The 21,213-nt window shown below is 48.4% G+C and carries 17 protein-coding genes; 7 read left to right on the plus strand and 10 right to left on the minus strand.

The features are described 5' to 3' along the window. Positions 1-389 precede the first annotated feature (389 nt). Positions 390-2,636: a ribonuclease E gene (rne, locus tag ACTIE0_RS08965; RefSeq protein ID WP_006623914.1), complete on the plus strand. Its 2,247-nt coding sequence runs from the start codon at positions 390-392 to the stop codon at positions 2,634-2,636. Next, the gene (locus ACTIE0_RS08970) at positions 2,633-3,304 is read left to right on the plus strand and encodes a ribonuclease HII (RefSeq protein WP_006623913.1); all 672 of its coding nucleotides are present in this window, start codon (positions 2,633-2,635) and stop codon (positions 3,302-3,304) included. Before rne ends, ACTIE0_RS08970 begins: the two co-directional genes overlap by 4 nt. Before the next feature lie 115 nt (positions 3,305-3,419). Here ACTIE0_RS08970 and ACTIE0_RS08975 read toward each other — a convergent pair whose 3' ends face one another. Further along, positions 3,420-4,037: a DUF1997 domain-containing protein gene (locus ACTIE0_RS08975; protein WP_006623912.1), complete on the minus strand. Its 618-nt coding sequence runs from the start codon at positions 4,035-4,037 to the stop codon at positions 3,420-3,422. A gap of 325 nt (positions 4,038-4,362) precedes the next feature. On the opposite strand from ACTIE0_RS08975, the gene pheA reads away from it, so the two are divergent. Further along, complete coding sequence (gene pheA, locus ACTIE0_RS08980; RefSeq protein ID WP_006623911.1) at positions 4,363-5,217, plus strand: prephenate dehydratase; 855 nt, start codon at positions 4,363-4,365, stop codon at positions 5,215-5,217. A 336-nt stretch (positions 5,218-5,553) separates the two neighbouring features. On the opposite strand, the gene ACTIE0_RS08985 is transcribed toward pheA, so the two are convergent. From ACTIE0_RS08985 to ACTIE0_RS09025, 9 genes are all read right to left on the minus strand, one after another. Next, positions 5,554-6,195 carry an LON peptidase substrate-binding domain-containing protein gene (locus ACTIE0_RS08985; protein WP_006623907.1) on the minus strand — a complete coding sequence of 214 codons (642 nt, stop codon included), beginning with the start codon at positions 6,193-6,195 and terminating at the stop codon, positions 5,554-5,556. A 105-nt stretch (positions 6,196-6,300) separates the two neighbouring features. After that, positions 6,301-6,618, minus strand: a complete 318-nt coding sequence (rpsJ, locus tag ACTIE0_RS08990) for a 30S ribosomal protein S10 (RefSeq protein WP_006619096.1) — start codon at positions 6,616-6,618, stop codon at positions 6,301-6,303. Between the two features lie 137 nt (positions 6,619-6,755). Beyond that, positions 6,756-7,985, minus strand: a complete 1,230-nt coding sequence (tuf, locus tag ACTIE0_RS08995) for an elongation factor Tu (RefSeq protein WP_006623906.1) — start codon at positions 7,983-7,985, stop codon at positions 6,756-6,758. Positions 7,986-8,096: 111 nt separating this feature from the next. Beyond that, positions 8,097-10,190 (minus strand): elongation factor G, encoded by a 2,094-nt coding sequence (fusA, locus tag ACTIE0_RS09000; protein ID WP_035759237.1) that lies wholly within the window; start codon positions 10,188-10,190, stop codon positions 8,097-8,099. A gap of 69 nt (positions 10,191-10,259) precedes the next feature. Then, on the minus strand, positions 10,260-10,730 hold the full coding sequence (gene rpsG / locus ACTIE0_RS09005; RefSeq protein WP_006623904.1) for a 30S ribosomal protein S7: 471 nt from the start codon (positions 10,728-10,730) through the stop codon (positions 10,260-10,262). A 125-nt stretch (positions 10,731-10,855) separates the two neighbouring features. Next, the gene (rpsL, locus tag ACTIE0_RS09010) at positions 10,856-11,230 is read right to left on the minus strand and encodes a 30S ribosomal protein S12 (protein WP_006619092.1); all 375 of its coding nucleotides are present in this window, start codon (positions 11,228-11,230) and stop codon (positions 10,856-10,858) included. A gap of 204 nt (positions 11,231-11,434) precedes the next feature. After that, entirely contained in the window at positions 11,435-11,764 is a 330-nt protein-coding gene (locus tag ACTIE0_RS09015; protein WP_006623903.1) for a HesB/IscA family protein, read from the minus strand. 149 nt (positions 11,765-11,913) lie between these two features. After that, positions 11,914-12,324, minus strand: coding sequence for a phosphomannose isomerase type II C-terminal cupin domain (locus tag ACTIE0_RS09020; protein WP_006623902.1), 411 nt, complete (start codon positions 12,322-12,324; stop codon positions 11,914-11,916). Between the two features lie 222 nt (positions 12,325-12,546). Continuing rightward, positions 12,547-14,985, minus strand: a complete 2,439-nt coding sequence (locus tag ACTIE0_RS09025; RefSeq protein WP_006669789.1) for a phosphodiester glycosidase family protein — start codon at positions 14,983-14,985, stop codon at positions 12,547-12,549. Between the two features lie 339 nt (positions 14,986-15,324). Between ACTIE0_RS09025 and gltB the strand changes: the two genes are divergently transcribed. The 4 genes from gltB to ACTIE0_RS09045 all read left to right on the plus strand — a co-directional run bounded on the left by gltB (position 15,325) and on the right by ACTIE0_RS09045 (position 21,091). Further along, positions 15,325-20,028, plus strand: coding sequence for a glutamate synthase large subunit (gltB, locus tag ACTIE0_RS09030; protein ID WP_006623899.1), 4,704 nt, complete (start codon positions 15,325-15,327; stop codon positions 20,026-20,028). Between the two features lie 159 nt (positions 20,029-20,187). Further along, on the plus strand, positions 20,188-20,514 hold the full coding sequence (locus tag ACTIE0_RS09035; RefSeq protein ID WP_439516884.1) for a hypothetical protein: 327 nt from the start codon (positions 20,188-20,190) through the stop codon (positions 20,512-20,514). A gap of 12 nt (positions 20,515-20,526) precedes the next feature. Further along, positions 20,527-20,865: a DUF6972 family protein gene (locus tag ACTIE0_RS09040; protein ID WP_006669790.1), complete on the plus strand. Its 339-nt coding sequence runs from the start codon at positions 20,527-20,529 to the stop codon at positions 20,863-20,865. Positions 20,866-20,896: 31 nt separating this feature from the next. Beyond that, the gene (locus ACTIE0_RS09045; RefSeq protein ID WP_439516885.1) at positions 20,897-21,091 is read left to right on the plus strand and encodes a hypothetical protein; all 195 of its coding nucleotides are present in this window, start codon (positions 20,897-20,899) and stop codon (positions 21,089-21,091) included. Positions 21,092-21,213: the final 122 nt, after the last annotated feature.

The following is a 21,213-nucleotide window of genomic DNA, read 5'->3' on the forward strand; positions in this document are numbered from 1 at the left end:
ACCGGCCAACTTTCTGCACCAGCCCCCAGAGGTCGCAGGCAGCATTAGAAAAACCGGCCAACTTTCTGCACCAGCCCCCAGAGGTCGCAGGCAGCATTAGAAAAACCGGCCAACTTTCTGCACCAGCCCTACGCCAAACAACGAACTCACCCGCCTTTGTGTCTTCGATGACCTAGTGGTTTCGATAAATGGTGATATGAATAAGACCAAAAGTTCCCGGCGGAAGCATCTTCAACCGACAATGGCTACTATTGTAAGTCCCTTCGCCCCGCGCACACAGATGATTATTGGGCAAACGGCACGCTCTCTCATCGCTCTAGCCACCACAATATCAAGCTCACGCAGAGCCGCCTACTCGGTCAAGTGTTGCAAAGTTTTGAGGAAATTAAATGTCCAAGCAAATTATTATTGCAGAGCAGCATAGGATCGCTGCAGTTTTTTCTGAAGACGAGATTCAAGAACTTGTGGTGGCAACCGGAAACCAACAAGTTAGTGATATTTATTTAGGAATTGTTGAAAATGTCCTGCCCGGAATAGACGCGGCTTTTGTCAATATTGGCGACCCCGAACGCAACGGGTTTATTCATGTTTCCGATTTGGGACCGCTAAGATTAAAGCGATCGTCCGGTTCCATTACCGAACTATTGATGCCTCAACAAAAGGTTCTTGTCCAAGTGATGAAAGAACCCACCGGCACCAAAGGACCAAGATTGACAGGGAATATTACCCTACCAGGACGCTATCTCGTCTTAATGCCATTTGGCCGAGGTGTAAATCTGTCTCGCCGTATCCGCCTTGAGACAGAACGCAATCGCCTTAGAGCCTTGGCTATTTTAATTAAACCCTCTGGTATGGGTTTATTAGTCCGAACTGAAGCCGAAGGTATGGCAGAAGATGCCATTTTGGAAGATTTAGAAGCCTTACAAAAACAGTGGGAAGAAATCCAACAAGAGGCCACCTCGACCCGACCTCCCGCACTGCTGAATCGAGATAATGATTTTATTCAACGGGTGCTAAGAGATATGTATAGCACCGAAGTTAATCGCATTGTGGTGGATTCCGCTGATGGCATTAGACGAGTTAAACAGCATTTGGTCAATTGGAGTGTTGGTAAAACTCCCCAAGGAGTCTTGATTGACCACCACCGAGAACGTATCCCTATCCTTGAATATTTCCGCGTTAATGCTGCTATTCGAGAAGCACTACGCCCGAGAGTAGATTTGCCCTCTGGAGGATACATTATCATTGAACCAACAGAAGCCTTGACCGTGATTGATGTCAACTCCGGTTCCTTTACCCGCTCGGCAACTTCTAGGGAAACTGTCCTCTGGACTAACTGTGAAGCGGCTACCGAAATCGCCCGTCAACTGCGCCTACGCAATATCGCTGGGGTGATTATTGTTGACTTTATTGATATGGACTCCCGCAGAGATCAGCTACAAGTCCTTGAACACTTTAATAAGGTCTTGAAAGCAGATAAGTCTAGACCACAAATTGCTCAATTGTCTGAGTTGGGTTTGGTTGAGTTGACCAGAAAACGCCAAGGACAAAATATTTATGAGTTGTTTGGCCGTAGTTGTCCCACTTGTAACGGCTTGGGACATCTGATTCACCTCCCCGGAGAGTCAGCAGCCGATAGCGCTGAAGCCTCTGAACGATTCATGGTTAGCCCCAAATCACTATCTAACCCCCCTGGTTTTGATACCGGAACTCGCACCGCACTAGGACAGGAAACTCGCCGAGTTCAAACCTTATCTTCTGCATCATCTACCGAACCTCTTATGCGCGATGATTCGGAAATGGTTTCTGGTGAACTTGATACAGGAGGTAATTTCCCAGAGTTGGAGTTGCTTAATCATCCCAGTTATCAAGACATTGGCGGTGGTAGCAATATCCGCCGCCGCCGCCGCCGTCGTATTGGTGATATTGAACCCTTAGTCAAGGGGGAAGAGGGAAATCGTTCTATCCGCGTTAACTCCGCTAATACCTATAATGACACGACTAGGACGGAAGCTAATACCGATGTTCTCTTGAACGATCGCCAAGAACTTACGGAACGATTTCCTAAGTCGGTTAAGTCTGATTCTATCAAGGCTATCCCAGAACCTCCAGAAGTGGTGGCGGTGGAAATGACCGGGGATGAACAAGATGTTTATGCCCTCATGGGGATTTCTCCCTTGGTACTCTCTAATCAGTCGGTCAAAAATGCTAGAAATGCGATCGTAACAGTTCGTTTACCAGGTGATACGCCTTTACCTCTGTCTACTATTTTGGAGGAGGAAACTGACACTACCCTCTCCTCCTCCTCTGCGCCGACTATCTCAATTCCTCAAAGCGTACAAGTCCCTCCGACTGCAAATCTGATCTCTCAAGATGACCAAAACCTGGTTTCTGATGATGTAGAAGATACCACTGACGATTCTCAAGAGTCCCCGGAAATCCCAGAGCCTGGGGAACTACTAGATGTTAGTGATTTAACAGATAACAGCCAACTACCAGATCCTAATGATGAACTCGAAGATTCTGATTATATTTATGTCTCGGAAGATTCCGAAAACTTGGACCTAGAGACATCGCCTGAAGACACACCCGTTATTCGCCGCCGCCGTCGCCGTTCTTCGGCGGTTCCTGAGTGAGTATCCCTTATCCCTACCTATCCGCTTCCCTACCCCTGTTTATTCAGGGGGAAAATAACCCCATTGAACAACTTTCCTGGACTGCTGTGGCTGGTATAGATGAGGTGGGAAGAGGAGCTTGGTTTGGCCCGGTGGTAGCGGCGGCTGTACAACTGTCAGAAACAACTATCTTAGAACTTGCTGCGGCTGGGGTTAAAGATAGTAAAAAATTGACCCACAACGATCGCCTCAGTTTATCTACTTTAATTAGATCTAAGGCGATCGCTTGTCAAATTGGTTGGGCTTCGGCACGGGAAATAGACCGCCTAAATATTTTACAAGCTACCCAACTCGCTATGCGGCGATCGATTCTTAAATTGCAACCGCCACCACAATTTTGTTTGGTTGATGGGAACAGACTTATCCCCAATCTGTCTATCCCACAACAGGCGATCGTCAAAGGGGATAGCCATTGTGTTGTCATCGCCGCCTCTAGTATTGTCGCTAAGGTATGGCGTGATGAACTTATGACCCGCTTAGATCGCACTTACCCACAATATGGTTTCGCTCAACACAAGGGATACGGCACTAAACAACATAAACAAGCCTTACAATCTTATGGTCCTTGTTTTCACCATCGCTTCTCCTTTGCTCCCGTCCGTCAATATTTCGAGTCGGGGGCGGGTTAACTCAGTGACGCACCCACCCGCCTGCCCCGCAGTCCCTAGTGTCCGGGTTTTCCATGCCATCATACAAATCTCACGCACCCTACAACCCCCTACCGTTAAGGCGGGGGCGGGTTAACTAAGTGGGCTGGTGAGAATCATGACTGACTGCGGAACTCCCCCCGACAACCACTTGACTATTGGGTTGGGTGGCAATTTCTTGCTCCTGTACCTCACAAGTCCATCGCTCATAGTCCGATAATAAATTGTGCATTAATCGCTGTTTTATCGTTAATAAAACGCTTTTAAGCAAACCGTTTCCAGTGGCTTCAATTATCGGTTTAGGAGTTAGCGACAACGGGTAGGGGACCTCCACCTGTACCTCAAGATCCGCTTGACCCCTCAGATAGGTGATACCATTGATTTTGTACGGCGCTAATCTGCCATATAGGTTCAGCGAAAACCTCTGGTTAATGTATTCAATACCCCGAATTTCACAACCCCGCGATCGCAACCTTACCGTTCCATTCGCCAAAGCTGATACTTTCATATCTACTGTCGGTTGAATGGTCAGCATCATAAATGACAGGGGACGCATTTTTAAGCGAAAGCAGTCCGCCTCCAACCTCTGTAGCCTATTTGGATCAACTAAGGCGTTCACCAAACGTTGGGGCTGACGTAAATAGTGCTGGATCGGAATACTTTGCTCACCTACCGCAATTTCCACCGATTGGGAAGCTGTAAATCTATTAAGCATGGGAGACGGTATAAATCAACAGTTGTTAACCTACATTAACAAAAATTAACTTTTTTGAACGTGACTGCCATCACCCCAAGTCCTCAAGTAGTCTTAGATTATTCTTAGATTGGGGTTTTGGCGTTTAGTCTTTCCATCATAACCATCATATTGATGAGAACCTTGTAAAGAATTACAACAACCTCAATTGGGGAGAGTCCATTTATCCCTACCCTACTGGTCCTAAATAAGCCAAGTTCAACTCAATAGACCGCCTTCGACCCCTGTTCACACTCCCCCAAACCTCACACCATACCAACCTAAATTTAATTGATTAGTGGTTACAATGACTGTCTCTATTGCTCATTTAGGCCCCCCAGGTACTTATGCTGAGGCGGCGACTCTGGTTTATGCCGACTATCTAACCCAAACTACAGGACATAGGCCTTTACTATGTCCTTATCCTAGTATCACCCAAACTCTACAAGCCGTCGCTAACGGTGATGTCGCTCTCGGAGTCGTTCCCGTCGAAAATTCTATTGAGGGTAGTGTTACTATTACCCTTGATGCTATCTGGAAGCTAGATCTAATTCGCATTCAAAAGGGCCTGGTTTTACCTATTTCCCACGCTTTACTATCTAACGCTCAGGGATTAGCAGACATTAAAACTGTCTACTCCCACCCGCAAGCCTTGGCTCAGTGTCAGGGATGGCTCGAAAAATTTCTCCCTAATGTTCAGGCTATCCCTACTAATTCCACTACAGAAGCACTACAATATTTGCAGGAAACTACTACCGCTGCGATCGCATCTGGACGCGCTGCTGAACTTTATCAGTTACCTATTTTGGCTCATCCAATTAATGATTATCCTGACAATTGTACCCGATTCTGGGTCGTCAGTTTACAGCCTTGGCCTGGGGGTAATTATACTTCCTTAGCTTTTAGTGTTCCCGCTAATGTTCCTGGTGCTTTGGTTAAACCATTACAGATTTTTGCCCAACGCAATATTAATCTAAGTCGCATTGAGTCCCGTCCTACTAAGCGATCGCTTGGCGATTATTTGTTCTTTATTGATATTGAGGCTAACACTGATCATCAATCCGTGCGATCGGCTTTGCAAGAACTCAAAACTCACACCGAAACTCTCAAAATTTTTGGCAGTTATAGCATTCTTAACCATCAACCACAATCCCCATGTTGATTTTTTTTTCAACAAAAATTAATGTCGCCGCCCGTAGATGGGTTGACAGGTGGCGGGAAATTATGGTAGGCTGGGAGGTAATTCCTTATAATGGGAGGCTTGACCAAAATATTTTTTAAGCACAGATTTCCATTATATAAATATACTACCCCAACTCGCTCACTAAGTCAAGCCCCTTTTCCGGGTGAGGCTGGGCGCGAGGGGTGTTGATTTTTTTTTCAACATTTAATCTGGATAAATAAGCCCAGGCGCAGAATATTAACGAAAAAATCCCGCCGCCGTAGAGACAAGGGCTGCCTTGTCTCATGAGGCAGGCTTGGTCTGTCAACTACTGCCCTAATTTAGGGCATCCTTTAACACAGTTCTAGCAGCTAAATGATTGCGAGTTGAAGTCAGAATTTCAGCTTCCCTTTCCAAACGAGCTACAGTATCCTGCATTTCTAAAAGCATCTGTTGTTCCGCTGCCACCCCATAGAGGTTACTAGCAACCCAGTAGGATAACTCTGTGGGTAAATCAGGAATATCATCGGGTAATTCGATGGGCTGATCCATTAACTTACTGGAAAGATGAACCACATCTCGCAGTAAATTAGCCACATCCTTAGCCAAAGGTCTAAGATCGGTAGTTGGTGGCTCATCTTCGATCCATTCCACCAAACCAACCAGATAAGGCTTTTCCCGGACAGCTTCGAGGACGCGAAATCGTTGTTGTCCCAAGGTCACAATTTTCATGCGATCATCAGGTAAACGCTGATACTGAATGACCTCAGCACAGCAGCCTACCGAAGCCACTTGTCCTTGAGTAGGATCGAACATCAAAACCCCAAAGCGACGATCGCCGTCTAGGATAGTGTTCATCATAATTCGATAACGGAACTCGAAAATATGTAAAGGTAGGGGTCGATGTGGAAACAGAACCACTTCCGGTAGAGGAAACAGGGGAAGTTCTCGAACAGCAAGAGAGGAAGATGATGCCATTGTCCCTTAGTACAGTGTGCGCTTCTTTCTTTATACTTTAGCCGATTTCGGACGACCCCTGTTTCGATCACCGAATATATTGAAGAGCGATCGCCCCTAGTGACCCTACAATTTCACCTCAATATCCACCCCAGCGGGTAAATCGAGTTTCATGAGAGCATCAATTGTTTTTGAGGAAGGTTGATAAATATCAATAATGCGGCGGTGAGTCCGGGTTTCAAAATGTTCTCGTGAATCCTTATCAACGTGGGGAGAACGTAGGACACAGTAAATGCGTCTTTTAGTTGGTAAAGGAATCGGACCGAGGGCCGTAGCTCCGGTGCGGTTAGCCGTATCGACGATCTTCTCGCAGGAGGTATCAAGTAAGCGGCGATCGAAGGCTTTAAGACGGATGCGAATTTTTTGCTGCTGAATGGTAGCCATGGTCTCAATTGTTTAGTTTTCGAGGTTCAGTTGAATTAAATAAGCAAGGTCAGAGAGAGCAGAAAAGTGTCCTCAACTCGGAGCACTTTCCTGCCACTTAATTGATCAGTTCAGAATCTAGCGATCGGATTCTAGTTCTAAGCCAGAATCTTAGCAACTACACCCGCACCAACAGTACGACCACCCTCACGGATAGCGAAACGCATCCCTTGCTCAATAGCGATCGGGCAGATGAGTTGTACAGTCATATTAATCCGGTCACCAGGGATAACCATTTCCGGGGTGCTGCCATCGTCAGCGGTAAACTCATCAATAGTCCCGGTTACATCAGTAGTCCGTACATAGAACTGAGGACGATAACCTTTAAAGAAAGGAGTGTGCCGTCCGCCTTCTTCTTTCTTGAGGATATAAACTTCCGCCTCAAACTTAGTGTGGGGAGTAATTGATTTGGGTTTAGCAATTACCATACCCCGTTGAACATCATTTTTCTGAATACCCCGCAGCAGTAGACCGACGTTATCTCCCGCCATCCCCTCCTCAAGAGTTTTCTGGAACATTTCCGCCCCAGTTACAGTAGTGGTGCGGGTATCCTTAATTCCAATCAGTTCAACAGTGTCACCCACCTTGACTTTACCCCGTTCGATCCGGCCTGTAGACACCGTACCCCGACCAGTAATCGAGAAAACATCTTCCACAGCCATCAAGAAAGGCTTATCGATATCGCGCTCAGGAGTGGGGATATAAGCATCTACTTCATCCATCAGAGCATGAATCTTGTCAACCCAATCATTCTCACCGCGAGTAGTTTTGGGGTTTTCTGTCAGAAAGTCCAATGCTTTCAAAGCAGAACCAGAAACAATGGGAATATCATCACCGGGGAAATCGTATGAACTTAGCAGTTCGCGAACTTCCAATTCCACCAGTTCCAGTAGTTCCTCATCATCTACCATATCGGCTTTGTTCAGGAAAACCACGATACTAGGAACCCCTACCTGTTTCGCCAGCAGGATATGTTCACGGGTTTGAGGCATAGGACCATCAGCCGCTGAAACCACCAGAATTGCACCATCCATTTGGGCAGCACCAGTGATCATATTTTTCACATAGTCAGCGTGTCCCGGACAGTCAACGTGAGCATAGTGGCGTTGTTCAGTTTCATACTCTACGTGAGCGGTATTGATGGTAATACCCCGCTGCTTTTCTTCAGGAGCCGCATCAATATCATCATACTTACGAGCTTTAGCACCACCAGAGGCAGCCAATGTCATGGTGATAGCAGCAGTCAGCGTGGTTTTACCGTGGTCAACGTGACCGATCGTACCAATGTTAACGTGAGGTTTGTTCCGTTCAAATTTTGCGCGTGCCATATTATTGTTTCGTTTGTTCTTCTAGTAATGAATGATCAAGTTCGAGACCGCATAGTTGGTGCGATCGCAGCAGTTTACACCACCACCGCGCTCGCGCCACCATCCTAATCTCTAGTTACCTTTGCTCTTCGCAATGATAGTTTCTGCCACACTCCGAGGCACCTCTTCATAATGGCTAAACTCCATCGAGAAGACCCCCCGGCCTTGAGTTTTCGAGCGGATATCCGTCGCATAGCCAAACATTGTAGCCAGAGGAACTTTAGCCACTACCTTGGCAATGGATTGACTCTGATCAGTTTCCTGACCCTCAATCTGACCACGGCGGGAGTTTAGATCCCCGATGACATTCCCAATGAAATCTTCGGGAACTTCCACTTCAACTTTCATCATCGGCTCCAACAGCACAGGTGAAGCCTTGGTGACACCATTTTTAATCGCCATGGAACCGGCAATCTTAAAGGCCATTTCCGAGGAGTCAACCTCATGGTAGGAACCATCCACCAGAGTAGCTTTGACATCGATGAGTGGATAACCAGCAATCACACCGGACTCGCAGGCTTCCTTCATCCCCTGTTCCGCCGGATTAATATATTCCTTGGGAACAGAACCCCCAACAATCTTGGAGACAAATTCAAATCCACTTCCCGGCTCACCCGGTTCCAATTCAATCACAACGTGGCCATACTGACCCTTACCACCACTCTGACGGATGAACTTTCCTTCGGTGCGAATTGACTTACGGATAGTCTCACGGTAAGCCACCTGGGGAGCGCCAATGTTAGCTTCCACCTTGAACTCTCGTAACATCCGGTCTACCAGAATTTCCAGGTGTAGTTCACCCATTCCAGCAATTACCGTTTGGTTAGTCTCCGAGTCAATTGATACCCGGAAAGTCGGATCTTCCTCAGATAAGGACTGCAAAGCCTTGGAGAGTTTCTCCATATCCTGTTTGGTTTTGGGTTCTACCGCCACCGAAATCACCGGCTCTGGGATATATAAGGACTCCAGGATAATCGAGTTGGCTTCATCACAGATTGTATCCCCAGTCAGGGTATCCTTGAGACCTAAAGCCGCTCCCAAGTCCCCGGCTCGGAGTTCTTCTACCTCAATGCGTTCATCAGACTTGAGAACGATCAAGCGAGAAATCCGCTCTTTCTTGTTCTTAGTGGCATTGTAGATGTAACTTCCTTTCTGGAGAACACCGGAATAGACCCGCACAAAAGTTAAACGTCCATAAGGATCAGCCATCACTTTGAACGCCAAGGCTGATAGCGGTGCATCATCATCCGCATAGCGAACCCCCTCTTCTCCGTCCGGTAGTACCCCTTTAATGGGAGGCACTTCTGTGGGAGCCGGAAGATAGTCTACCACAGCATCCAGAAGCCTTTGAACCCCTCGGTTTTTGAAAGAAGAACCGCAAATTACCGGAACAATCAAGCCTTTAATTGTCCCTTGACGTAAGCTATGACGAATTTCTTCTTCTGTGAGAGCTTCCCCACCTTCGAGCTGTTCGAGATATTTCTCCATCAAAGCCTCATCCGTTTCGGCTACAGCTTCTAGGAGTTTTTCCCGATACTCTGCTACCAAATCTTGGACTTCCTCTGGAATCTCATCACTGACTTGGATATCAGTTCCCAGGTCATTGGTGTACAGATAAGTCTTCATCGCGACTAGATCTACCAAGCCGTGAAAGTCACTCTCACGACCTACGGGAACCTGGATCGGTACTGCATTAGCTCGCAAGCGATCGCGGATTTGACCATAGACCTTAAAAAAGTCCGCCCCGGTGCGATCCATTTTATTAATGAATGCAATTCGGGGAACCTGATAGCGTTCAGCCTGCCGCCAAACCGTTTCTGACTGAGGCTGTACGCCACCGACAGAACAGAAAACTGCAATCACCCCATCAAGAACCCGCATAGACCGTTCTACTTCAATGGTGAAGTCAACGTGACCAGGAGTATCAATGATGTTAATGCGATGATCTAGCCAACTGGTACTAATGGCGGCAGCCGTGATGGTAATACCACGCTCCCGCTCTTGAGCCATCCAGTCCGTTACAGCAGTTCCTTCATGAACCTCGCCCATTTTGTGAACCACACCCGAATAGAATAGAATCCTCTCCGTAGTGGTTGTCTTGCCCGCATCGATATGGGCTGCGATGCCGATATTACGTACTCTCTCAAGCGGGATGGTACGTGCCACAGCTACCTCCTTTTTTAAACCTTTATTAAGATTTTATACGTTTCTGGAACTGACTGCTAATCCAATATTTTAATACCGATAATGGGCGAAGGCTTTGTTGGCTTCTGCCATCCGGTGCGTTTCTTCCCGCTTCCGAACTGCACTCCCGGTTTCATTGGCTGCATCCATCAGTTCTGATGCTAGTCTACTAGCCATCGATCGCCCTGAACGAGTCCTCGAAAAGTGAATCAACCACCGCAAAGCTAAGGTGGTTCCCCTTTCGGAACGCACTTCCATGGGAACTTGATAAGTCGCTCCTCCCACCCGGCGAGCCTTAACTTCTACCAAAGGAGTCGCATTCCTCACCGCTTTTTCAAACAATTCCAGAGGATCAGATCCCGTCCGTTCCTCAATAGTAGCCAAAGCATCATAAACGATGTTGTGAGCTACAGATTTTTTGCCGTGCCTCATGATGCGACGCACCATCATGCTCACCAGGCGACTGTTATACCTAGAATCAGGAGGAACCGGACGTTTTTGAACAACTCTACGACGAGACATACTAAATTTTCCCTCAACACAATCTTAAATTCCTGCCGAGCCAGCAAGACCTACAATAACCCATGTCAACCAGACCCGCCCATAAAATTAGGCTGCCAAAATTTGGGTTAATTCATACTCCGGTCCTAAGCCTTCGGGCGTTTGGCTCCGTATTTAGAACGGCCGTTGCGACGATCTTTGACTCCCGCTGTGTCCAATGTCCCACGAATTATGTGATATCGAACGCCTGGTAAGTCTTTCACCCGACCGCCTCTAATCATTACCACAGAGTGTTCTTGTAAGTTATGACCAATACCCGGTATATATGCTGTCACTTCAAATCCTGAAGTCAGGCGCACCCTTGCTACTTTGCGAAGTGCTGAATTCGGTTTTTTAGGTGTTGTAGTATAAACACGAGTACAAACCCCACGACGTTGCGGACAACTTTTCAGGGCTGGAGACTTGGTTTTTTTATCAGTCTTTTCTCGTGCAGAACGAATTAGTTGCTGTATAGTGGGCATGAGTTACGACATAATCTATGAATTCGTCAATTTTAGGGGTTGCGGTATCTCCACCGAAATAGCCCTCCCCGATTTGGGGATGGGATTTTCCTTTCTATCTATAAGTTAGATTCTGATACCCAAAACTTTATTTTAAACGATCTAACTGCTTTTGGCAAACTTTTTTTGGAAATACGGAAGCGAATCGGACGCAACTCCCTAATATCAGGACTTACGGACAAAAGAGTGACCACAACTACAGGTCTTGGCTGCATTAGGATTATCGAACCGGAAGCCTCCCCCCATGAGATCCTCTGAATAGTCTAGGGTCAATCCCTCCAGGTAGGGAGCGCTGTGGCTATCAATCACTATCTTAATCGAACCACACTGATAAACGCCATCGTTGGCTGTGGCTGATGGTTCCAAACTGAAGGTATAAACCCAATCACAACACCCCCCAGACTTAACTCCTAGTCGAAACAATAGGTTGGAGTCATTCTTCCTAGACTGTTGGCGTAAAACTTCATTAGTGGCAGATTGGGTTAGATGAATCATAGTTCAGAGATAACCGATAACTGAGGATCGACCATAAGCACCCTGGATTTTGGGTCAAGCCGTAATTATACAGCTACAGGAGACAACTACACAAATACATTAAGGCAATTCAGGCAATCAACACTGATAGAATGCGGAATTCCTGGAGATTAGCGGCTGCGGGAGTAGTCATCCTGAAAACGAACAATGTCATCTTCCCCTAAATACTCTCCATTCTGAACCTCAATCAAAACCAGAGGTATCACGCCGGGATTTTCCAGGCGGTGGGTTGTACATTGAGGCACATAAGTCGATTGATTAGAAAATAGTACCTCTTCACGATCGCCACAGGTAACTCTAGCAGTACCAGAAACTACAATCCAGTGTTCACTGCGATGATGGTGCATTTGTAAGCTAAGGCGATGGCCTGGGTTTACCTCAATGCGTTTAATTTTGTAGCCAGGTCCTTCTTCTAATACGGTAAAAGAACCCCAAGGCCGCAACTCAGTGGCTGAAGGCAATTGGGGAATGGTGGCGACGAGTGTGGCTGCAACTTGAGGATTTTCTTTGATGGCTACCATAGCAATCTGTCCTTGAAAAAATTAGGATAAATTTGGCACTAGCTCAGGGCTTTAGATGCTCGAGGTTCGAGCCTTTACATTGAGCCTTGATTCCTACAAACCACCATAGCAAACAGATTAGGGAAGATGTCACCCGGTTTGCCTCAGAATGCGGTGATAGCTACCAGATTTTATCAAAACTTTACGGTAGCCACCCATAGCTTTACATAGAAGTCATAGTTTTTAAGGGGATAAGAACACACCCAGGGCATTGTGAATAGGGGCGGCGGTTTGAGGAGGGCGATCGAGTAGATACCCACCTAAATAGAGACCAGTGGAACTACCACCGTCCAAATTGAGAGCATCAGTAGCCCCCAACTGTTTCATTAACTCTGCTAATTCAGCCAGAGAAGGTCCAGGACCACCAAGACGTGGATGGACTACGACTAATAAAAGCGATACTGCTGGGGAGTCGCTGCCCGATCGCCCTGGGGTGTTAGTTTTCAGACCGACGGCACTGCGGATAGCCCTTTGAGTATTAAAAGCATCACTAAAGTTTTCGGCCCTAGCATCTAGGACTACTTGGTTGCCCCGCAGTAACAGAGGACCAGCCCCCAGAATATGGGGATATTCAGCAAAATCGGGCGGATTAGTTTCATCAACAAGTTGCACGGGTAGGGGTTGGTGTTCTGTCTGGGTGCTAGGGGGACAAACCAACCCGATACACTGGGTTTCATCTATGCCGAGGGCTAAAGCTATTTCGGGTTCATTTCGCAGAATTAGTAAATAGCCATCGTCGGGAATAGGGACGGCGGAAAAGTTAATGGAGTCGAGGACTTGGTGACTAATAATGGTTTCGCCTTGAACAGTGATAGCAATTTCTCTGGGAGTAAAAGGGCTATAGGTGCTTCCCCAGTCAGAAGTATAGCGAGATAGTCCCCGTTGAATAAAGGCACTATTGAGGCGCGCGAGGGGGATAGGTTCACGACGGTCGCGGAACAAGGTTTGTGAAAGTTCGAGGCGATCGATAAAAAATTGGTTTTGGTCTGTCCAAGCGATCGCCCCCCGGTTGAGAATCGGGCCAGAGAGCCAGCGATTTTGATGTCTGATGGCTCCCAGGGGATATTGATTATTGCGATTGAAAAATCCGCCATTGATGGCAGCGGCGGCTCTGGTGCTACTAGCGACATGAACCAAGGGGCTGACACCGGAGCGAGATCCTGGTCGGCTGAGAATCGGTTGTAGGGAAATTCCCTGGTTATTTAAGTCTATCTCTAACCAAACGACTGGGAACCTAGCCGACTCGCGGCCAGTAGAGTTTGAGGGTGGGGGTGTAAATAGCCTCTGGTGGCTATTAAGATCGATATATTTTTGTTGCCAGCGCAGTCCCTCAGCCCAAACGATATTGCGATCGCGCCAAAAATCGGGGCGAATTTCGATGTTAATTTCCGGTAGCACGGCACTAGAGGTGATCACAGGCTGCCACCCGGTGGGAGTGCTGAAAATCAGGCGAGTTTGCTGGTTCTGGGAATCTACCCATAACCCCATTAAATTTGTCCAGAGATCTGATGAACTCTCGGAGGGGGTGAGAGATTGGATATTATTACCAGGCAAAATTACGGAACCGAGTAGCTGGTGCGAGCCGCTACTATTGGAGAGGTGAGGCGATGTAGCCTCCAAGGGAATTGACCACCATACCAAAGGCGGTAATTCCTGGGGTGGTGGGGGTGAAGGTTGCCTATCCCCTTCATCTTCTAAGTTGGTTTCCTCTGTTGGCTCAGGTTCTGGTTCTGGTTGTGGGGACGGTGGTTTAAGTAACTCTTGCAGAGGGGGGGGAAGATCAGATATATCGAGGTTTTGGGGAGATATGCTGCGCCCGATGATACTAGGAGTTTGCCAATTGGCTGGGTTGGTGAGTCTAACGACAAAACGGCGACAGAAATTTTCCGAGTTGCGTCCTGGCGGGTTGACGAGTGTTGTGGTGGGGAGGTCAGATAATTCTTGAACCCGTCCGGCGGTTCTGTCACCAGTCGTTTCCCCCAAAGAAGCTAGGGCGACTGTGTAAGGGGGGATGCCGAAATCAGCCCCGCTCAACACCGGATCCGAGGGGCGGGTGTGGGGAGTTGGCTGATTTTTCCCGTGGGATATGTTGCACCCGCCCCTACAAGCACCCGCCACGGGAACACAGATATTATCTTCAATGAAATCAGCCTGCACTGATTCAATAGTGCTAGGGGGGGTGACAATTTCGAGACGGTTTCCCTGGATCTGAATTTGCCAATTTTCCCTGGCTGCCAGTTCGCTAATCTCTAGGTATCGGTAGCCAGATTGATAGTGTGTAGGCACGTTATGGGAAAATGCAAACCAACTAATGGGCTGTTGTTGGTGGTTATCGGTATCAAGGAGTTCGACTCCCATGGAGTGCATTAAGCCCAAATCGCTAATACCAATAGCAAGGCGGTCTGGTATGCGAGAATCTTGCCACTCTAGCCAATTAACTGGCAAATTTTGTCCGTTGATGGCAATGTCGGTTCCTGATTGAATAGGTTTTGATACAATGGTATACCCCGCCGCTAATGCCACACCCCCGCCGAACCCCTCAGTGGGAGTGCTAAGGGCGGGAGAGGACAACAACCAGAAAAAAGCAGCCAAATTTACAGAAAATCGGGATGAGTTAAACATGAAATCAAAATGTAATCAGATTTAAACTTTTGTGAGTCAAGACCAAAAATCGCGTGTATCCTAGGTAATTATGAGCTATGGCTTGGAATAGGGTACAGGCGGGTTCACAAACAATGGGCGTGGAAATAGAGTCGCGCGTCAGAACCCGCCCCTCGATGCGAAAATTTCGGAGTAAATCAACACGGAGTGCGTCACAATAACGCTTTTGGTTGGTGTTTCTCGTAGCCGGTCGGATGTGACGCACCCTACGAATCTTGGCTACATAATAATACCTAAGGGCATTTCACGGACAACGGACACCAGACAGCAATTTCCCTAGCAAAACCCATTGATCGAGACATGGATAGAAAAGAAACCAATTTCAACCCCCATCAACCCCCTACCCTGAAAGTTCGCCGGTTATCTAACCAGGGAAATAGCCTGGGTACACCCTACGCGGGTCCTCGGTGGCTGGTGGAAGAAAGAGATGCTTGTGGCGTTGGGTTCATTGCAGACCTAAACGGAAAAGCCAACCATAGCATAATTGAGAAAGCCTTAAAAGCCCTAGGCTGTCTGGAACACAGGGGAGGATGTAGTGCCGATTACGACTCTGGGGACGGAGCCGGAGTGATGACTACTATTCCCTGGAAAATACTGCAAGCGGAAGGATATGGGGTCAGTCCAGAGGGTGACTATGGAGTAGGAATGGTATTTCTACCCCAGGCGGGTTCTTCAGAAAATTCGGACCCCAATCATCAGGTTTCGGACGGCGAAGGTAAACAACAGTTAGCCCGCGATACGATCGCCAAAGTTCTGGAGTCGGAAAACCTGAACCTGATAGGTTGGCGAGTGGTTCCGGTGCGCCCGGAAGTCCTCGGACCAATGGCGGCAGCTAACCAACCCTGCATTGAACAGCTTATTGTTAGCTCAAAAAAAGGTCTGGTGGGAGATGACCTAGAACGTCAATTATATCTAGCACGCCGCCAGTGTGGGGTAGCCCTAGAAAAAGAGGGCTTAGTCTGGGGACAGGATATCTACATTTGCTCCTGGTCCTGTCGGACTATTGTTTACAAGGGTATGGTGCGATCGGCGGTGTTGGGTGAGTTTTACCGTGATTTACAAAATCCCGACTATGAAAGTCAATTTGCGGTGTATCATAGGCGCTTCAGCACTAATACTATGCCACGCTGGCCTCTCGCTCAACCGATGCGGTTACTGGGGCATAACGGGGAAATTAACACGCTTCTGGGTAACATTAACTGGATGCGTGCGCGGGAAGGTATCCTCTCTCATCCGGTTTGGGGCGATCGCCTTTGGGACCTGAAACCCTTTGTGGATGCCAATAACAGCGATTCGGCTAACCTCGACAACGTGATGGAACTCCTGGTGCGGACGGGACGGGAACCTTCCGAGTCGTTGATGATTATGGTTCCAGAAGCCTACCAAAATCAGCCGCTGCTGAAAGACTATCCAGAAATTACGGACTTCTACGAATTCCACAGCGGAGTACAAGAACCCTGGGATGGTCCGGCTTTGCTAGTATTTAGCGATGGTAAACAGGTGGGAGCCTGCTTAGACCGCAATGGACTCAGACCCGCTCGCTACTGCATCACCAAAGGGGGTTTGATTATTGTCGGCTCGGAAGCGGGAGTAGTACAAGTTGAGGAGTCGGAAATTCTGGAAAAAGGTCGCCTGGGACCAGGACAAACTATCGCGGTGAACTTGGAGGAGTCGGAAATCCTCAAAAACTGGGATATTAAACGGAAAGTGGCGGCGAAATGCAACTATGGGGAATGGCTGCGAAAATACCGCTACGATTTGGAGCCTCAACCTTTTGTGGGGACAGAAAATCCTCTTCTTCCTGACCTGGCTATCCAAAAAGCCTTTGGTTACGGTTCGGAAGATGTGGAAATGGTGATTGCGGATATGGCGAGTTTGGGGAAAGAACCGACTTTCTGTATGGGAGATGATATCCCCCTGGCGGTGATTTCGGAACAACCTCACCTGCTATATGACTATTTTAAACAGCGCTTTGCTCAGGTGACTAACCCGGCTATTGACCCCCTACGGGAGCGCATTGTCATGTCCCTACAAATGCGCTTGGGAGAACGCGGAAACCTCCTAGACCCTAAACCGGAAGATGCGCGGATGCTAAAAATATCATCCCCAGTCCTCAATGAGGCGGAACTGCAAAAACTGGCGGACTCTGGTTTAAAGGCGGTCACTCTGTCTACTCTGTATCCGGTGGCGACGGGACCGGACGGGTTGCGGTTGGCGGTGGAGGCTCTGTGCGAAAAAGCGATCGCCGCAGTGGCTCAGGGGGCGAAAATCTTGATTCTCAGCGATCGCAACTCGGAGAGCCAATCGCCTTTGAATGGGGAAAATACCTATATCCCTCCTCTGTTGGCTGTGGGGGCTGTCCATCACCATCTGATTGAGTCGGGAGACCGCTTGAAATGCTCGTTGGTGGTGAACACTGCCCAATGCTGGAGTACCCATCATTTTGCCTGTTTAATCGGCTATGGTGCGTCTGCTGTCTGCCCCTATTTGGCTTTGGCGACGGTGCGACAGTGGTGGTCGGAACCCAAAACTCAGATGGCGATGGAAAAAGGGAAAATGCCACCTTTGAGCATGGTTCAGGCTCAGGAAAACTATCGCGCGGCGGTGGAAGGGGGACTGTTAAAGATTCTCTCGAAAATGGGGATTTCTCTACTGTCTTCTTACCAAGGAGCCCAAATTTTTGAGGCGATCGGTATCGGGGAAGACCTGTTGAATTTGGGCTTCAAGGGGACGACTTCTCGGATTGGAGGGTTGACTGTGGCGGAGTTGGCTATGGAGGTCAGCCAGTTTCACGCTAAGGCTTTCCCGGAAATGCAAGGCAAAAAGCTGGAAAACTACGGCTTTGTGAATTATTTTAAACGGGGAGAATATCACGGCAATAGCCCGGAATTGGCGAAGTTACTGCATCAGGCGGTACGCGGTGAGGGTGCAGACCATTACACGACTTACCAGGCTTACCTGAAAGACAGCCCAGTGGCGGCGCTGCGAGATTTACTGGATTTCCAAAGCGATCGCTCTCCCATCTCTATTGATGAGGTAGAACCCATTACGGATATTGTCAAGCGCTTCTGTACTGGGGGAATGTCTTTGGGGGCGCTGTCGCCAGAGGCTCACGAAACTTTGGCGATCGCCATGAACCGTCTAGGCGGAAAGTCAAATTCTGGGGAAGGTGGCGAAGACCCCGCCCGGTTTAAGCCTTTATCTGATGTCGGGGATGATGGCATTTCTCCCAGTCGCCCATATCTACGAGGCTTAAAAAATGGGGATAGTTGCTCCTCTGCCATTAAACAGGTTGCTTCTGGTCGCTTTGGGGTAACACCAGAATATCTGATGAATGCCCAGTCCATCGAGATTAAAGTAGCTCAAGGGGCGAAACCCGGTGAGGGGGGACAACTGCCCGGCAAGAAAGTTAGCCCCTATATCGCCATGTTGCGACGGTCTAAACCTGGTGTCACGCTTATCTCTCCGCCGCCTCATCATGATATCTACTCCATCGAGGATTTGGCACAGTTGATTTTTGACTTGCATCAGATTAATCCTAATGCTCAGGTGTCGGTGAAACTGGTAGCGGAAATTGGTATTGGTACTATTGCGGCTGGGGTAGCTAAGGCTAATGCGGACTATATCCAGATTTCGGGTCATGATGGCGGCACGGGAGCCTCGCCTTTGTCTTCCATTAAACACGCCGGAACACCCTGGGAGTTGGGTTTAACGGAGGTGCATCGGGTACTGATGGAAAACCAATTGCGCGATCGTGTTCGCCTACGGGTTGATGGTGGTCTCAAGTCCGGCTGGGATGTGGTCATGGGCGCTCTCATGGGAGCCGAAGAGTTTGGCTTTGGTACGATCGCCATGATTTCCGAAGGCTGTATCATGGCTCGGATTTGTCACACCAATGGTTGTCCGGTGGGGGTCACTACTCAGCGGGAGGAGTTGCGTAAACGCTTCCCAGGAACTCCTGACCATGTGGTTAATTTCTTCCATTTTGTCGCATCAGAGGTGCGGGAGTTGTTGGCTATGCTGGGTTACCGTTCCCTGACTGATTTGATGGGGCGATCGGACCTCCTAAAAATGCGCGATTTACCTCTGGCGAAAACCAAAGGATTGGATTTAGGGGTGTTGATGCAGCCTCCGGTCGCTCCGGGTAATGATTGGTTGAATCATGAACCTGTACACAGCAATGGTCCGGTGTTAGACGACAGCATTTTGGCTGATCAAGAAATCTCTGATGCCATTTCCCATCAGTACAAGGTTGCCAAAACTTTGGATATTGTCAATACCGATCGCACTGTGGGCGCTCGCATTGCTGGGAAAATTGCCTCTATGTACGGCAATAGTGGTTTCTCTGGGGAAATTGCCCTCACCTTTAACGGGTCAGCAGGTCAGAGTTTTGGCGCGTTTAACCTACCCGGCATGATTTTAACCCTCAATGGCGAGGCTAATGATTATGTGGGTAAGGGTATGCACGGCGGCGAGTTGATTGTTAAGCCCAGTGATGACTCGACTCTGGACTCTGGGGAAAATGTGATTATTGGCAATACTTGTCTATATGGAGCCACCGGAGGCACTCTGTTCGCACGGGGACAAGCGGGTGAGCGTTTCGCTGTTCGTAATTCTATGGGACAAGCAGTTATTGAAGGCGCAGGCGACCATTGCTGCGAGTATATGACTGGTGGTGTGGTTGTGGTCCTCGGTAAGGTCGGCCGTAACGTCGGGGCTGGAATGACTGGCGGTATTGCTTATTTCCTTGACCTGGATGGATCTTTCCCGGATTGTGTGAATGGGGAAATTGTCCGCATTCAACGGGTAGCGACCAGTCAAGGTGAGGCTCAGTTGCGGGGATTGATTCAAGACCATAGCGATCGCACTGGTAGCAAGGTGGCAGCTTCGATTTTGGCTAATTGGTCTGAGTTCCTACCTAAATTCTGGCAAGTGGTTCCCCCTTCTGAGGAAAATACGCCGGAGGTTTCCTCGGCAGCTAGTAATCAAAAGGTTGCGGTGTAGGGCAGGTGCGACACGGTTCGGCTGTGCCTTAAAAAGCGATCGTCTGGGGGCGGGTTCCGGTAGTTGACGGGTTTTTCCGGTAGCTGATCTAGCACCCGCCCCTACCAGCTTTGTCGCTTGGGTTTCACCCAACAGAAGGTGAGAGATGGTGTTTTTGGGTTGAGACCTGCAACGGAACCTCCCGCGTGGGTCGCACCCTACGACTACGGGAAAGAGGCGGGTAGCTTTGTAGGTTGGGTGAAACCCAACAGAAGGCTTTGTAGGTTAGGTGAAACCCAACAGAAGGTGAGAGATGGTGTTTTTGGGTTGAGACCTGCAACGGAACCTCCCGCGTGGGTCGCACCCTACGAGTACGGGAAAGAGGCGGGTAGGGGGGAAAGATTTAATACTACTGCGGAAAAGGCGATCGCCCTGGGGAGTCGTTGGGCGATCGCCCGAAAATGCTGCCTATCCTTGTCGAATTTAATTGATGTCTGCAACTCATAAGGCTCGATAATTATGAGCGGAATTCATCGGGATATTTTTCTTGACCCGAAACATATTCCTAAACACCTACCTAACACTCCTCAGTCACAGAGATGGCTGCGGCGAGGGCGCTCAATCCACATCTTTAATGATGAAGAGACAATGCTACGAGTGGCTGAAGCTATCATAGACAGAGGTGAGTACACGGGGAATATTCGCAACTATGATCGCTATGGGTTATTTTTTACCGAGGCGATCGGCTATCGAATCAGTCCCGATGGTTCAAGGACTCCTTTGTTTTATGGTGAGGTAAAAATCGATGCACAAAACCGATACCACACAATCCCTCGCACCCGACCAGGTGAAGGATAACTGGAATTTTTTAGAAGTTTGGGTCGATCCCATGCAATCTCCTCCTTATATCCTGCTTCTCTTGAGCGATAAAATGAACAGTTGGTCTGTTTTAGATCCGGCTGAAGGTTATGGTCTGGTCAAAGTTTTTCCCAACTATGAAGAAGCCGAGAACTGGCTTTTGGAAGATGAATATGAACCACTGGAGGGACGGCTATCTAGTTCCGAAATTCATGCAAATATCTGAAACCTCTTAGGCTTAGAGATGGTAGCTTTGTCGCTTGGGTTTCACCCAACAGCAGGTGAGAGATGGTGTTTTTGGGTTGAGACCTGCAACGGAACCTCCCGCGTGGGTCGCACCCTACGACT

Source organism: Limnospira sp. (assembly GCF_051859755.1).
Classification (GTDB): Bacteria; Cyanobacteriota; Cyanobacteriia; order Cyanobacteriales; family Microcoleaceae; genus Limnospira; species Limnospira fusiformis.